Source organism: Bacillus sp. 7_6_55CFAA_CT2 (assembly GCF_000238655.1).
GTDB lineage: Bacteria > Bacillota > Bacilli > Bacillales > Bacillaceae_G > Bacillus_A > Bacillus_A cereus.
In genome coordinates, this window is sequence record NZ_JH414709.1 from 1,066,493 (window position 1) to 1,078,873 (window position 12,381).

The window sequence follows — 12,381 nt, forward strand, 5'->3', positions numbered from 1 at the left end:
AAAAGGAGGTCGAAGGAAATGATGAAATTACAATTACATGCATTAACTTTAGTGTTAACTGCACCTGTGGTTTCTGGACAATTAAATATGAATTCGACCACCCTAATGGAGAATTGAAAATCGTACTTTATTTCATTTAATTCATAAATTCGCCACAGGAGGTCGTATACTTTCCTGTGGCTTTTTCACGCCCAGCCATAGGAGAACTGTATCTTCCTGTGGTTTTTTTGCGCGATTTTTTAGTCTCTTACATTATTTTTCTAAGAAAGGAGCAACATTCAATGACTATTAGCGTATTGTTTTTAAGTATTACGATTCAAAGAAATACAATTTCCAAAGATGAAATTCTTCATAATGAGCAAATTGAAAAAGCTATGAATGATGTTAAGGAGCGCCAAGCACTTTACTGTGATCACCTGTAATTCCTTTTCGAAAGGAGGAATTCATTTATGACTTTTCATATTTTCTTTTTTACGACTGTACTTCAAAAAAATACTTTATCTGAAACTGAAATTAATCGTAAACAACAGTTAAAACAACTAACTGATAAAATAACTGACATTAAAAGTTCATACTACACTCAAATGTATTAAAAATATATTTTAAAGGGGTAATATATTCATGAAATTTAAAGCATTCTTTTTAACAATCACCATTCAAAAACGTAAACTTTCACAGAAAGAGATTTTACGTGAGCAACACATCCAAAATATTATGGACGAAGTAAAAGAACGCCAATCTTCTTATTACACTCGTCTTTTCTAAAACACTTATAAAGGGGCAATTATTTTATGAAATTTAAAGTATTCTTTTTAACCATTACCATTCAAAAAAATAAAATTTTCCGAGTCTGAAATGCTTCATGAGCGACAAATTAATCAGGCTATGGATTCTGTAAAAGAAAGACAAAGTCATTACTGTAGTCACCTGTAATTTCTTATTACACCCGTTTTTTCTAAATCACTATAAAGGGGCAATTATTTTATGAAATTTAAAGTATTCTTTTTAACCATTACCATTCAAAAAAATAAATTTTCTGAGTCTGAAATGCTTCATGAACGACAAATTAATCAGGCTATGGATTCTGTAAAAGAAAGACAAAGTCATTACTGTAGTCATCTGTAATTCCAATTCGAAAGGAGGAATTCACATATGAAGTTTCACCTATTCTTTTTAACGATTACGATTCAAAAAGAAACAATATCTCAAAATGAATTAAAACAAGAAAGACAATATAAACAAGTTATTGATGAAATTCGAGATCGTAGAAGCAAATACTACACTCACCTTTAATCGTTTAACTATATAGAATTGAAAGGAGTCGATTATGATGATGATAGCACGCTGTAAGGAAATGATTTGGATAGTTCAGAGGGATTCCACATAGTTTTATAGAGCTTATGTCACACAAGTTCATCGCTGAATTTGATGTATAAAAAATATATAATAAAATCAAATCAACCCGCTTTTAATTATTTTTTTATAAACAAAAGATACACCACTTAAAAAGAGGTGTATCTTTCTCAGGTTTTACTATTTCCGATTACTTCTCTTCGTTTTAAACAATCTCACTAAGTTTGAAACAACTGTTTTTGTTACTGCATAAACTGGTACTGCTAAAATCATTCCGATGATTCCAGCAAAGTTACCTACCCCTAAAATTAGGATAATAATTGTTAATGGGTGGATGTTTAATTTCGAGCTCATAATACGTGGTGAAATAATATTACTTTCAAACTGTTGTACAATTGTTACGATAATAATTACGTATAAGGCTTGCATCGGAGATACGAACAGTCCTACAATAACAGCTGGTGCTGCTCCGATAAATGGACCTAAGTTAGGAATGATGTTTGTAAATGCTGCAATAATTCCTAAAACGAAAGCGTACGGTAAATCGATAATTAAATAACCGATAAAAGTAAACGCACCTACAAATATACAAACGAGCGCTTGCCCTTGAATATATGCAGATAATGTTTCGTTCGTTTCCTTAATGATACGAAGCCCCTCTTCACGGTAAGACTCTGGTAATAAACTTACCGCTTTCCCTGGAAAGGCATGTCCATCTTTAAACATGTAAAATAAAATGAACGGTACAGTAAATACAACTAATGCAACGTTCGTGATAATACCAAATAAAGCCGTTGCACTCGACGTAATTGTATTTGGTATATCTTTTAAGTATTCAATCGCATTTTTTTCAATTGTTTCAATGGAAACGTAGTTTTGTGTAGATAACCATTCAAACAACCTATGATGTGATAATTCTTGTATGTATACTTTTCCCTCTTTTATGTAGCCTGGCATATTTTTAACCAAGTCCATTAGCTGTTGTGAAATCGTAGGAACAACTACTCCAACGCCAACCGCAGTTAATGTTATGATAAAAAGATATAACAGCAATATCGCTAAATTTCTAGGTACTTTTTTATTCTCCAAAAAGATTAATACAGGATTAAATATGAAGTATAAAAAAAGCGCGATTAAGATTGGGAAAAATAATGTTGATATGAAGATACCAATCGGTTGAAATAAAAATGATATTTTTGTGCAAATAAATATGATTCCTACAACCATTAGCACTTCTAATGTCCAAAAGTGCACTTTTGATTTCAAAAAAATGGCCTCCTTTAAACTAGCACTTCTCTTCATTGTACCAAAATAAGTATGAATTTCACATAATATTTTCCTTTACAATATTCCAAAATACCAATAAATACACTACAATGAGATTACATACAAATTTGCAGGTAAAGGTGATAAAAATGACACAATGCATCATTTGCAGAAAAGATACGAAAGAACTTAGTGAACAATATGTCATTCCAGAAATATTATGTGGATATTATTTCACAAACTCAATTTGTGATACTTGTCATGAACAAATGACAACAAATATTGATCGTCCTTTAATTAGGCATAAATTGAGTCAATTTAAGATTGAACAAATGAAAAGACAAATTGATTCCCCACTCTATACGAATGAGCACGGTGAAGAACTTGCGGCTGCTGAGACTGATGTTGTCGAAGTAAGCGACGAAATTCTTTATTCTAATGCATTAATTATGAAACTATGTAAAAAGCACGATATTTCCTTACATAATGAAATTTGGAAAGAGGAACGTGTAACGAAAGTAGCCAGTTCTATTCAACGTGAATTGCTATTGGATAACCGTAAATATAAAATGAGTATATTAAAAATGGCTTATACATTCGCTGTACAAACAGTTGATGGCTACTTTGAAGATCAAGATGCGATTGATATCTCTACCATTCTCTCAAATGCAGATTTCGTGGAACTAAAAGAAAAAAGCATTGTACGTGATTTAAGCAAAAGTTCTTTATGGAATACGCTAAATACAAGTAGTGAAAATCATTACTTTATTTTACTTAGCGATAAAGACGGTCTGTTTTGCTTCATTCGTTTGTTTGACATTTTTGATGTTGTCGTTCATTTATCAGAAAAAAGATTTGACCTTCCATCACCCATTGTCGGTGTAAATAATGTGAATACACAGAAATTTTATGTCCAAAGTTTAAAACAGTATATGGATGGGCTGTTTAAAGAAAAAGCACCTACTATATAACAGAGACCAGAACATACGGTCTCCTTTCTTGATGAAAAGACACTGTGTTATAATGAGTATGAAAAGAACAATACAATCACATAAACCAATTATAAATTGTATATAAATAAAAAAGACTAGTGTGCGGCTACACACTAGTCCACGTAACTTAGCAGATTGGATTGTTCATTTATCCTATTTGTTTCTTACAAACAAAACAACCCACATTCTATAGGCATAGGTGGGTTGTTATTTTTTGAGCTTGTCTATTAAAACGACGACGAACGTTAACAATGCAACGAGAAACAGTCCACCCTGCAGTAGCAACGCTATTTCACTCACGTATTATCACCCCCCTCCTACTCGGAGAAGTGATAATTGAACAACCAACCGCACCTTAAGTTACCCTTTAATTTTACCATATTTTCTAATAATTTACGATGAAAACCCGCAAGCGAATAACTTGCGGGTTTTTTATCTCGTGTTAACAGGCAGTAAACAAAATGAAGCAATAAATAAGTGAAACTTTATTTCTCACTATTTTTTTAATGCATATGCATCAGCAATCATTTCACCAACAATTTTATTTTCTTCTTTCTTCTCGTCTTTCAATAATGGGAATAACAATTCTGCCACTTCATACGCTTCTTCTAAATGCGGATATCCTGATAAAACAAACGTATCAATTCCTAACGATTCATATTCTTTTATCCTTTCTGCTACTGTATGCGGATCGCCTACAAGTGCAGTACCTGCCCCACCTCTTACAAGTCCGATTCCAGCCCATAAATTAGGGCTTATCTCTAACGACTCTCTCGTACCTTTATTTAAATGGGTCATCCGTTTTTGACCAACCGAATCATATCTTGCAAATGTCTTTTGAGCAAGCTCAATTGTTTCATTATCCACATATTGAATTAAACGTTCTGCCTCTTCCCATGCTTCTTCTTCTGTTTCTCTTACAATTACGTGTAATCTAATGCCAAATCGCACTGTACGCCCCTTCTCTTCTGCAAGTTTTCTTACTTCTTCTATTTTCTCTTTCACTTGCTCTGGCGGCTCTCCCCACGTTAAATATACATCACTATGTTCAGCTGCTACTTCTTTTCCAGCAGCTGACGATCCTCCGAAATATATAGGAGGATATGGCGTTTGAACTGGTGGGAATACAACTTTACTATCTGTAACTTTAATATGTTTTCCTTCTAAAGAGATCGTTTCACCTTGCAATGTCGATTTCCAAACTTTTAAAAATTCATCCGCTGCTTCATATCTTTCATCATGATTAAGATATAATCCATCTCCTTGTAGTTCAACTGGATCTCCTCCAGCTACTACATTAATAAGCAGCCTCCCATGTGAAATTCTATCAAATGTAGATGCCATCCTCGCTGCAACTGTAGGGGACATTAGTCCTGGTCTCACTGCTACTAAAAATTTTAGTTTTTCTGTTTCAGCAGCAAGAGCTGAAGCTAACACCCAAGGGTCTTCACATCCTTGACCAGTTGGAAGTAAAACACCCGTATATCCTAAATAATCAGCTGCCGCAGCAACTTGCTTATAATAACCATATTCAGCTGCTCTTCCTCGTTTTGTCGTTCCTAAATATCGACCATCTCCATAAGCCGGAATAAACCATAATAATTCCATACCTTTACACACCCCTTATTTATTTTGAATCGTATACTAACACATTCTATATAAATTACCCCTAATAATTTATATGTTAATTCCCTGTCTCACCTTTAAAGTTATCTCGCCATCTTAAAAACTTCACTTCTAGTAAACGTACTAGAGAGTCAGAAAACTTCCCAACAAATGCAAATATAATTATGCCGACAAATACGATATCTGTATTTGAAAATTGCCTTGCATCCATAATCATATAGCCAATACCTTCTGTAGACCCCATAAGTTCTGCTACTACTAAACTCACCCACGCAACACCTAACGATAACCTTGCTCCTAGTAAAAGGTTAGGCAATGCAGCTGGTAAAATTAGTTTCGTGATTAATTTTCTTTTACTAAACTCTAACACTCTCGCAACATCAAATAACTTTGAATCCACACCTCTAATACCTAAAAATGCGTTTACGTATAAAGGAAAAAATGCACCATCTGCAATTAATAACACTTTTGATGTTTCACCAAAACCGAACCATAATACGAAAAGCGGCGCAACAGCTAAATGAGGTACAGTTCTTAACATTTGCACAGATGGGTCTAAATATTGCTCACTTCTCGTTGAAAATCCAACAATCGTTCCTAAAATGATTCCTAAGCCCCCACCAATAAAGAAACCAGCCGCAGCCCTGAATACACTAATACTTAAATGGCCGAATAACTCTCCTGTTTTAATAAGCTCTTGGAAAGCTAGAAAAATATCTAATGGTGTTGGTAAAACTGTTTTAGAAACAAGACCGAATACGCCAGCCAACTGCCAAATTATTAATATAATAACCGGTATAGTAATCGCCCTTACTAAAACTTTTACATTTAACTTTCGTACCTTCTTTATGCCATTTTTCTTAATCGTTATACTCGCTGGTTTCATAACAGCTTTCGTATTTTCCACTTTACAAAACCTCTTTTCACTTCGCTTTCAATGCTTTTTCTACGAAAGAATTATCTACAACTTTTTCCGTCTTAATTTCTTTCTTTATAGAACCGAGCTTATATTGAAAATCCGCAGTCTTTTGTTGTTCTGCTATTATTTCCTTAGTTACCGGAACTAAAATTGGTTTGTCGTGATTAAACACTTCTTTTACAATCTCTGCATCTATCTTTTTTACAGAAGTGTATACTTTTATTGCTTCATCTAAGTTAGCATCTTGCCATACACGTGCTTTCTCATAAACTTTGAGGAATTTCTCAACTAATTCTGGATGTTCTTTCGCAAATTTTGTCCTCGTAATTAAAAATTCTGGTGAAGAGACATTTAATGTTTCACCGTCTGCAATCACCTTCGCACCTTTATTTAACGTATGTAATGATATGAAAGGGTCCCAAATCGCCCATGCATCTACTGATCCTGATTCGAATGCAGGCTGCGCTTCATCTGGTTGTAATTGAATGACATTTACATCTTTTGCATCAATACCTTCTTTATCAAGTGCTCGATATAATAAATTAAAGGCACTACTTCCTTTTGCTACTGCAATTTTTTTACCTTTTAAATCTTTTACACTCGCAATCTTACTATCTTTTTGAACGAGAATTCCAGTTCCTTTTCTCGCATAACTTGTATTGGCGATTTCGGTAAATCCAATACCTGCTGCTTGCGCTGAAATGACTGGAGAATTCCCTACTTCACCAAAGTCTAACCGGTTTGATGCGATTGCTTCAAAATAAGGAGGTCCACTTTGGAACTCTGTCCATTTCACTTTAACTCCTTCTTTTTTAAACTCCTCTTCAAACCATCCCTTTTTCTTTGCTAGTAATAGCGGGCTTAATCCTTGCTGTATACCAATTTCTATTGTTACATCTTCTTTCTTACTACTTGCTGTACTTTTTTCACATCCTAATAAACATACTGATATAGCTAAAGCAAAAGAAAGAATTTTAAATTTTTTATACATATAAAATCACCCTTTTCCTATATACTTGTTTGAATCAACCCTCCATATTCAAACTGCTGTAATACTTTCGTTCGAAGTTGTTGGAACGATTGAGAAGTTTTATTTCGCGGATAAGGCAAATTATTTTCAATCACTTTATGTATTTTCCCTGGTTTTGCACTCATAATGATGATTCGGTTTGAAAGATATATCGCTTCGTCTATATCATGTGTAACGAATATCATTGTTGTTTTCTTCTGCTCCCAAATATTTAGCAATACTTCTTGTAAATGACTTCGAGTAAAAGCATCCAGCGCTCCAAAAGGTTCATCAAGTAATAATACATTCGGATCTCTTAATAACGCTCTCGCTATCGCAACACGTTGTGACATCCCGCCTGAAATCTCTTTCGGATACGATTTTTCAAAGCCATCTAACCGAACGATTTCAACCCATTCTCTCACCTTATCTTTCACATACTTATCTTTTAACGACAAATCTGCCGCTATATTTTCTTCAACTGTTAACCATGGAAAAAGCCTATGTTCTTGAAAAATAAAACCTTGTTTCTTGCTCGTTTTTAAGATAGGCTCCCCGTCAATAACAACTTCACCTTCAAAATCATTATCTAGACCTGCAACAATTTTTAGTAATGTACTTTTTCCGCACCCACTCGGACCAATTACTGTAACAAAATCCCCTTTCTCTAATTGAAAATTAATATTCTCTAGCACTTGAACCGTACCAGTTTGTTTCAAAAAATATTTTGATACCCCATCAATTGAAACAGTCATTTCTTCCCCTCCTTAAAATGATTCATATAAATGAACAGATTCAGTATTTGTGCAATAAAAAAACCAAAGGCATTTTATCTGTTGATAAAATGCCTTTGGTTTCTCCAATCAGCAATACGTTATGGAATTAAGTACATATTATACAAATATTTCCGATAAGTCAACTAGGTTTTATTAAAACATACATATGATTTGTTTGAACATTTTACTTTTGTTTATTTAAACGATATCGTTTACTTACTATTTTTTCTGATCTTTAATCCACTGTAACCAATAAGAAAACTCACACGCTAAATGCATTTGATGGGATTTAATAACTAAGCGACGAAATTTCTACAAAAAAAAGAGTAATTTCAAGAAATATGCTACTAACCTTAGATTTATTAAAAAAGTTAGATCATATAACTTGAGACTACTCATTCCCATTCAAAATATTTATGTAATTAAATTTTATTTCCTCTGCACCCTGGCTGTCTCCAAAACTATTGGTGGCAGCTCGTTTTGAATGATTTCTTTTAATCCATAAAGAGCTTTCCTCACATAACCACCTTCGAAATTTCCTAATGGCTCTGGTAATTCATCTTCATCCAATATGAAGTATTCTCCATTTGGAAGTACCATAATATCGATGATTAAATCTTCAAAGGAAACTACTTCATCTTTTATTTGTGTGTTTTTTACGATATTAAAATAGGAACCTAAATACTTTCCTTTTATATCTCTCCATACGTATAAATTGTACGGACGATCTTTCCAGTAATATGCGATTGTATAACTCCCTTTTGGGATTATTAACTTAGTATCATTTGCAGTCATTGTAAATGAATACTGCACCTCGTGAAATAAAACGATACTTTGTGATTGCTTTTCAAGTAATAAGCAATTGTGATCTACTATTGTTGAGTTATACCGGATTTTTCTTTCTATAATTTCAATTTTCGATGTAAGTAACTTATTCATTATTTTGTTTCCCCTTATGCTAGTTCTATCCTCAATTATATCCATTTATGTAGTGATAAAGAAGTGCGTAGTTTTTTATATGATGATTTATACAAGTACATAATAAAAACTCCTTCTTATTTAGAAAGAGTTTTTCACTATCCATGTTTCATATTTTTTCACTTCTAACGGAAGCTCATTTGTTTTTATGTAACTAACAGCACTATTACTCATGTTTTAACTTTTCCTTAACCGCATCATAAAATTTTCGTTCTTCATCAACATTTAAGTAAACACGACTTACTGTTTTAGAAAAGCCGTATAACAACTGCGCTTTCACTGGCTCTTTTAATGTTATTTCAAAAGTAGCAGGTTCTTTTATGAACTCCATAACAGTTGCATCCAATACCTGTTTCCCTTCTTTTGTCGTTAGCAATTCCCCCTTGTAGAACGCAATACTATCAATTTGTGTAAATGGCATAACAATTTTCTTTCCTAATCCGATTTGAATGATTACTTGTTCTTCTGTTACGACAAGGGGATTTTTGCGCATCGCTTGTATTTCAGCTATAAAATAAATCATCGCGTATACATTTAAAATAAGTAAAATCCATGCTATTACTGGATTCCACTGATGTAGTAAATAATGAAAACCAATGCTTTCAATTACTGTTGCATGAATAATCATGATATACACACCTATAGCACCAGTCTTTTTATGATATGAGTATACAGATTTACCTGTTGGTACTTTTTCACGCCACGATAAAAACGCATAATAGATTAACTTACACTCTGTTAGAATGACATCTACTAACTTACTTCTTTTCATAGTAGCGTCAAACGCTGCATCAATTGCATAAGAAAAGGAATAATTTTCTCTTCTATATTCTTTATATTTTTTTATTATTTTAGGAAGCACTCTAACAATTTTATAGAGAAGGAATAATTCTAGACCTAAAAATGCAATTTCAGCCGCAACAATAATATAAGAGATGAATGAAAAAGCTTGTAAATAGTCACTTGGAATAATAAATCTTGCAAAAATATAACCAGCTATTACAACAGGAACTATATACGTTAACGAGTATCTTTTTCGAATAATGAAGGAATACGTGATGATTGGAATGACAAACATGCAATCTAATAATGACCCAAGCACAACTTCTTTCGGCGCAACTGGTACAATTGGAAGGGCATACAATAAATAGTTTGATAGCATAATTAAAGAGACGAGTCCAATCCAAACACCTTTTCGCCTTCGTGATAGTGTAACCTCCATACGTTCACTCCTTTATTTAAAAACCTCATTTAAATGGTCTTTATAAAATGAAATGGCACGTTCAAATTCTTTTACTTCCTCTACTTTCACGACAGTTTCAAGTAATAATTTCATCGCTGATTCGTGATCGTTTACGTTATATTTTGCTAATGATAAAAATACTTTCATCGGAGCGTTCTCTGGAAATTCTTTCACCCCAGCTTCTAATACTGTAATTGCCTTTTCATATTCCCCTATACAACGATATGTACTTCCTAAACCAATATAAGCACCGCAAAGCGATTCGCCATCAAGTCCATTTGCGATTGCCTGCTCATAATACGGAACTGCTTCTGTTTCTAGCCCCATTACATCATGTATCCACGCACACTGATACAGTACTTCTGCATCCTTTGTAAAGTTTGTTAATCCTATAAGCATCTCTTTAGACTGCGCATATTTCTTTTCGTTTCTAAGTTTAATAGCTTGCTTTAATAAATGTTCCATAGAATCCACTCCTCACCAATTATTCTGTGTATAGCTCTTGATTGGTATACGCTTCACATTCGTGTAATAGTAAAATTCCCACCAATTAAAGTTTCGCTTACTTATTACTATGCGGATTCATTCTCATCTAAAAACTTAATTTTAAAAAGCAGTGACACGATTACATAATAACTCTAAGCTTTTGACAATTTCTTTCGCTGTTTCATCTTTCCCATTACACAACTTCCCTTTACCATCCTGTCCAATTACATAATGCACAGCTCCGCGCGAATATAAAGAATGTGGTGAATTCGCAATCATTACATTCGCCCTTGCTTCTTTCATTCTATTTTTTGCTCTTTCAAACAGTTCTTCTTCATTTAAATCACTTTCAAGTTTAAAACCAACAAGTACTGTTTCTGGGTCCCATTCTTTTATTTGTTTTAATACTTTTGGAGCCTTTTGAAAGTGAATAATCGGTGCTATATCACTTGAAATTTTTCCGTTCATATTAAGAACATTACCATCTTGATCACAAATTTTCTCCACAATCCAGTCTGATCCAGCCGCTGCCATAATGACTGCATCAATCTTTTCATGTGATATGATACTTTTCATTTTATCTTGTAAATCAACGATTCCTTCAAATGGATGTAATTCTAACCCTCTATGTACATCACTCGGTTTCTCCGCAAAATAACCGTGTAAATATATAACATGTGCCCCTTTAGCTAGAAGTTCTTTTGCAATTATCCTTCCGATTGTACCTTTGGCCATATTCGTATGCCCGCGTACTTGATCCCATTTTTCTAGACAACCACCGCTCGTAATTAATACCTTTTTCCCCTTCATTGTAACCATCCCTTACTAATTTTTCTTACGAAACCATTCTGTTCCAAAGTCAACTATATCACGCTGTTTCATTAGACGACACGTTGCATTCCCTATCTTCCCATTTTTTACAGTTCCTTTTCGCTCAAACTCCACACCAATTTCTACAAACTTCTCAGATTCGTAATCCATTTCAAAAAACTCTTTCCACACTCTTTCACCGTTTTCTATAATAGGTGCTCCTACTTGTATTAACTCACATGCACCAGAACGCACCTCGGATAAATGAACAGACGTATTAGAATCATATCCAACACCAATTAATAATACGTACCCGTCTAAATCATATATTTTTCTTAATGGAGATTCTTCTCCAAAGCTCATTGATAACGAATGGTTCATTGTTATTTCTACTGCATGTTTCCCCCATGCAGCAAAACTTCCTAACGGATGATTACTACGTACTACATTCGGATATGTACGAAAACATTCAACTATTTCACCCATTCCCCTTGTTGGGGTTATACGTGAATCAAATGCTGGGACGTTATCTCGGATAATTTGCCACCAGTCTTCCGGTACAGGTGGTCTTGACCAATGTTTCGGATCGGACAAATCCGAAGATTGTGTTGGCATTATTATCGTTCCTTCTTCCGTAACAACTTTCATTAATGCTTCTACTACAGCAACCGCACCACCAGATATCCACCCGATAGAACTTAGTGATGAATGAACGATAATTGTCATTCCTTTTTCGACTCCTAATGCTTTTAAATCTTTTGTTATTGTTTCGTATTGTATTTGGAAATTGTGTACTTGCTACTATTTCATTCATTTTCATATTGGTTCCCCCACTAGCTACGTAAATTTAAACTTTTATATAAATATATTATCATATTTTTCTTAATTTTAACTTTAATACATTTTTCTTACATCTATAAAAA

The 12,381-nt window shown here is 33.7% G+C and carries 16 protein-coding genes and 2 pseudogenes; 7 read left to right on the forward strand and 11 right to left on the reverse strand.

The features are described 5' to 3' along the window. Nucleotides 1-281: 281 nt before the first annotated feature. The 6 genes and pseudogenes from HMPREF1014_RS14515 to HMPREF1014_RS14535 all read left to right on the forward strand — a co-directional run bounded on the left by HMPREF1014_RS14515 (nucleotide 282) and on the right by HMPREF1014_RS14535 (nucleotide 1,293). On the forward strand, nucleotides 282-422 hold the full coding sequence (locus HMPREF1014_RS14515) for a YrzI family small protein (RefSeq protein WP_000156193.1): 141 nt from the start codon (nucleotides 282-284) through the stop codon (nucleotides 420-422). 27 nt (nucleotides 423-449) lie between these two features. Then, nucleotides 450-593 (forward strand): YrzI family small protein, encoded by a 144-nt coding sequence (locus tag HMPREF1014_RS14520; protein WP_000142729.1) that lies wholly within the window; start codon nucleotides 450-452, stop codon nucleotides 591-593. A gap of 28 nt (nucleotides 594-621) precedes the next feature. After that, a complete protein-coding gene (locus HMPREF1014_RS14525) occupies nucleotides 622-765 on the forward strand; it encodes a YrzI family small protein (RefSeq protein WP_000668963.1) in 144 nt (47 codons plus the stop codon). A 26-nt stretch (nucleotides 766-791) separates the two neighbouring features. Beyond that, nucleotides 792-933, forward strand: a pseudogene (locus tag HMPREF1014_RS30075) (YrzI family small protein). A 51-nt stretch (nucleotides 934-984) separates the two neighbouring features. After that, nucleotides 985-1,125 (forward strand): YrzI family small protein, encoded by a 141-nt coding sequence (locus tag HMPREF1014_RS14530; RefSeq protein WP_000669805.1) that lies wholly within the window; start codon nucleotides 985-987, stop codon nucleotides 1,123-1,125. Between the two features lie 27 nt (nucleotides 1,126-1,152). Then, a complete protein-coding gene (locus HMPREF1014_RS14535; protein WP_000668497.1) occupies nucleotides 1,153-1,293 on the forward strand; it encodes a YrzI family small protein in 141 nt (46 codons plus the stop codon). 240 nt (nucleotides 1,294-1,533) lie between these two features. Here the strand turns inward: HMPREF1014_RS14535 and HMPREF1014_RS14540 are convergent, their stop codons facing one another. Next, entirely contained in the window at nucleotides 1,534-2,619 is a 1,086-nt protein-coding gene (locus tag HMPREF1014_RS14540; protein ID WP_000837892.1) for an AI-2E family transporter, read from the reverse strand. A 149-nt stretch (nucleotides 2,620-2,768) separates the two neighbouring features. Between HMPREF1014_RS14540 and HMPREF1014_RS14545 the strand changes: the two genes are divergently transcribed. Continuing rightward, nucleotides 2,769-3,590: an HNH endonuclease gene (locus tag HMPREF1014_RS14545; RefSeq protein ID WP_000189710.1), complete on the forward strand. Its 822-nt coding sequence runs from the start codon at nucleotides 2,769-2,771 to the stop codon at nucleotides 3,588-3,590. A gap of 228 nt (nucleotides 3,591-3,818) precedes the next feature. Here HMPREF1014_RS14545 and HMPREF1014_RS32145 read toward each other — a convergent pair whose 3' ends face one another. From HMPREF1014_RS32145 to HMPREF1014_RS14595, 10 genes and pseudogenes are all read right to left on the reverse strand, one after another. Beyond that, nucleotides 3,819-3,911: a putative holin-like toxin gene (locus HMPREF1014_RS32145; RefSeq protein ID WP_001289320.1), complete on the reverse strand. Its 93-nt coding sequence runs from the start codon at nucleotides 3,909-3,911 to the stop codon at nucleotides 3,819-3,821. A 195-nt stretch (nucleotides 3,912-4,106) separates the two neighbouring features. Continuing rightward, the gene (ssuD, locus tag HMPREF1014_RS14555) at nucleotides 4,107-5,219 is read right to left on the reverse strand and encodes an FMNH2-dependent alkanesulfonate monooxygenase (RefSeq protein WP_000422262.1); all 1,113 of its coding nucleotides are present in this window, start codon (nucleotides 5,217-5,219) and stop codon (nucleotides 4,107-4,109) included. Between the two features lie 76 nt (nucleotides 5,220-5,295). After that, entirely contained in the window at nucleotides 5,296-6,144 is an 849-nt protein-coding gene (locus HMPREF1014_RS14560) for an ABC transporter permease (RefSeq protein ID WP_000432134.1), read from the reverse strand. A gap of 16 nt (nucleotides 6,145-6,160) precedes the next feature. Continuing rightward, on the reverse strand, nucleotides 6,161-7,147 hold the full coding sequence (locus HMPREF1014_RS14565; protein WP_000276905.1) for an aliphatic sulfonate ABC transporter substrate-binding protein: 987 nt from the start codon (nucleotides 7,145-7,147) through the stop codon (nucleotides 6,161-6,163). 17 nt (nucleotides 7,148-7,164) lie between these two features. Beyond that, the gene (locus tag HMPREF1014_RS14570) at nucleotides 7,165-7,920 is read right to left on the reverse strand and encodes an ABC transporter ATP-binding protein (protein ID WP_000218582.1); all 756 of its coding nucleotides are present in this window, start codon (nucleotides 7,918-7,920) and stop codon (nucleotides 7,165-7,167) included. 450 nt (nucleotides 7,921-8,370) lie between these two features. Continuing rightward, nucleotides 8,371-8,880 (reverse strand): ribonuclease FAU-1 family protein, encoded by a 510-nt coding sequence (locus HMPREF1014_RS14575; RefSeq protein WP_001037875.1) that lies wholly within the window; start codon nucleotides 8,878-8,880, stop codon nucleotides 8,371-8,373. Between the two features lie 205 nt (nucleotides 8,881-9,085). Continuing rightward, a complete protein-coding gene (locus HMPREF1014_RS14580) occupies nucleotides 9,086-10,141 on the reverse strand; it encodes a hypothetical protein (RefSeq protein ID WP_000454149.1) in 1,056 nt (351 codons plus the stop codon). Nucleotides 10,142-10,153: 12 nt separating this feature from the next. After that, nucleotides 10,154-10,627: a tetratricopeptide repeat protein gene (locus HMPREF1014_RS14585; protein ID WP_000400635.1), complete on the reverse strand. Its 474-nt coding sequence runs from the start codon at nucleotides 10,625-10,627 to the stop codon at nucleotides 10,154-10,156. 141 nt (nucleotides 10,628-10,768) lie between these two features. Next, nucleotides 10,769-11,458 carry a phosphopantothenoylcysteine decarboxylase domain-containing protein gene (locus HMPREF1014_RS14590; protein ID WP_000676729.1) on the reverse strand — a complete coding sequence of 230 codons (690 nt, stop codon included), beginning with the start codon at nucleotides 11,456-11,458 and terminating at the stop codon, nucleotides 10,769-10,771. A gap of 15 nt (nucleotides 11,459-11,473) precedes the next feature. After that, nucleotides 11,474-12,278, reverse strand: a pseudogene (locus tag HMPREF1014_RS14595) (AAC(3) family N-acetyltransferase). Nucleotides 12,279-12,381: the final 103 nt, after the last annotated feature.

Coding starts and splice junctions, on each gene's coding strand:
- HMPREF1014_RS14515 (WP_000156193.1), top strand. CDS start 282: ATGACTATTAGCGTATTGTTTTTAAGTATTACGATTCAAAGAAATACA.
- HMPREF1014_RS14520 (WP_000142729.1), top strand. CDS start 450: ATGACTTTTCATATTTTCTTTTTTACGACTGTACTTCAAAAAAATACT.
- HMPREF1014_RS14525 (WP_000668963.1), top strand. CDS start 622: ATGAAATTTAAAGCATTCTTTTTAACAATCACCATTCAAAAACGTAAA.
- HMPREF1014_RS14530 (WP_000669805.1), top strand. CDS start 985: ATGAAATTTAAAGTATTCTTTTTAACCATTACCATTCAAAAAAATAAA.
- HMPREF1014_RS14535 (WP_000668497.1), top strand. CDS start 1,153: ATGAAGTTTCACCTATTCTTTTTAACGATTACGATTCAAAAAGAAACA.
- HMPREF1014_RS14545 (WP_000189710.1), top strand. CDS start 2,769: ATGACACAATGCATCATTTGCAGAAAAGATACGAAAGAACTTAGTGAA.
- ssuD (WP_000422262.1), bottom strand. CDS start 5,219: ATGGAATTATTATGGTTTATTCCGGCTTATGGAGATGGTCGATATTTA.
- HMPREF1014_RS14565 (WP_000276905.1), bottom strand. CDS start 7,147: ATGTATAAAAAATTTAAAATTCTTTCTTTTGCTTTAGCTATATCAGTA.
- HMPREF1014_RS14570 (WP_000218582.1), bottom strand. CDS start 7,920: ATGACTGTTTCAATTGATGGGGTATCAAAATATTTTTTGAAACAAACT.
- HMPREF1014_RS14575 (WP_001037875.1), bottom strand. CDS start 8,880: ATGAATAAGTTACTTACATCGAAAATTGAAATTATAGAAAGAAAAATC.
- HMPREF1014_RS14580 (WP_000454149.1), bottom strand. CDS start 10,141: ATGGAGGTTACACTATCACGAAGGCGAAAAGGTGTTTGGATTGGACTC.
- HMPREF1014_RS14585 (WP_000400635.1), bottom strand. CDS start 10,627: ATGGAACATTTATTAAAGCAAGCTATTAAACTTAGAAACGAAAAGAAA.
- HMPREF1014_RS14590 (WP_000676729.1), bottom strand. CDS start 11,458: ATGAAGGGGAAAAAGGTATTAATTACGAGCGGTGGTTGTCTAGAAAAA.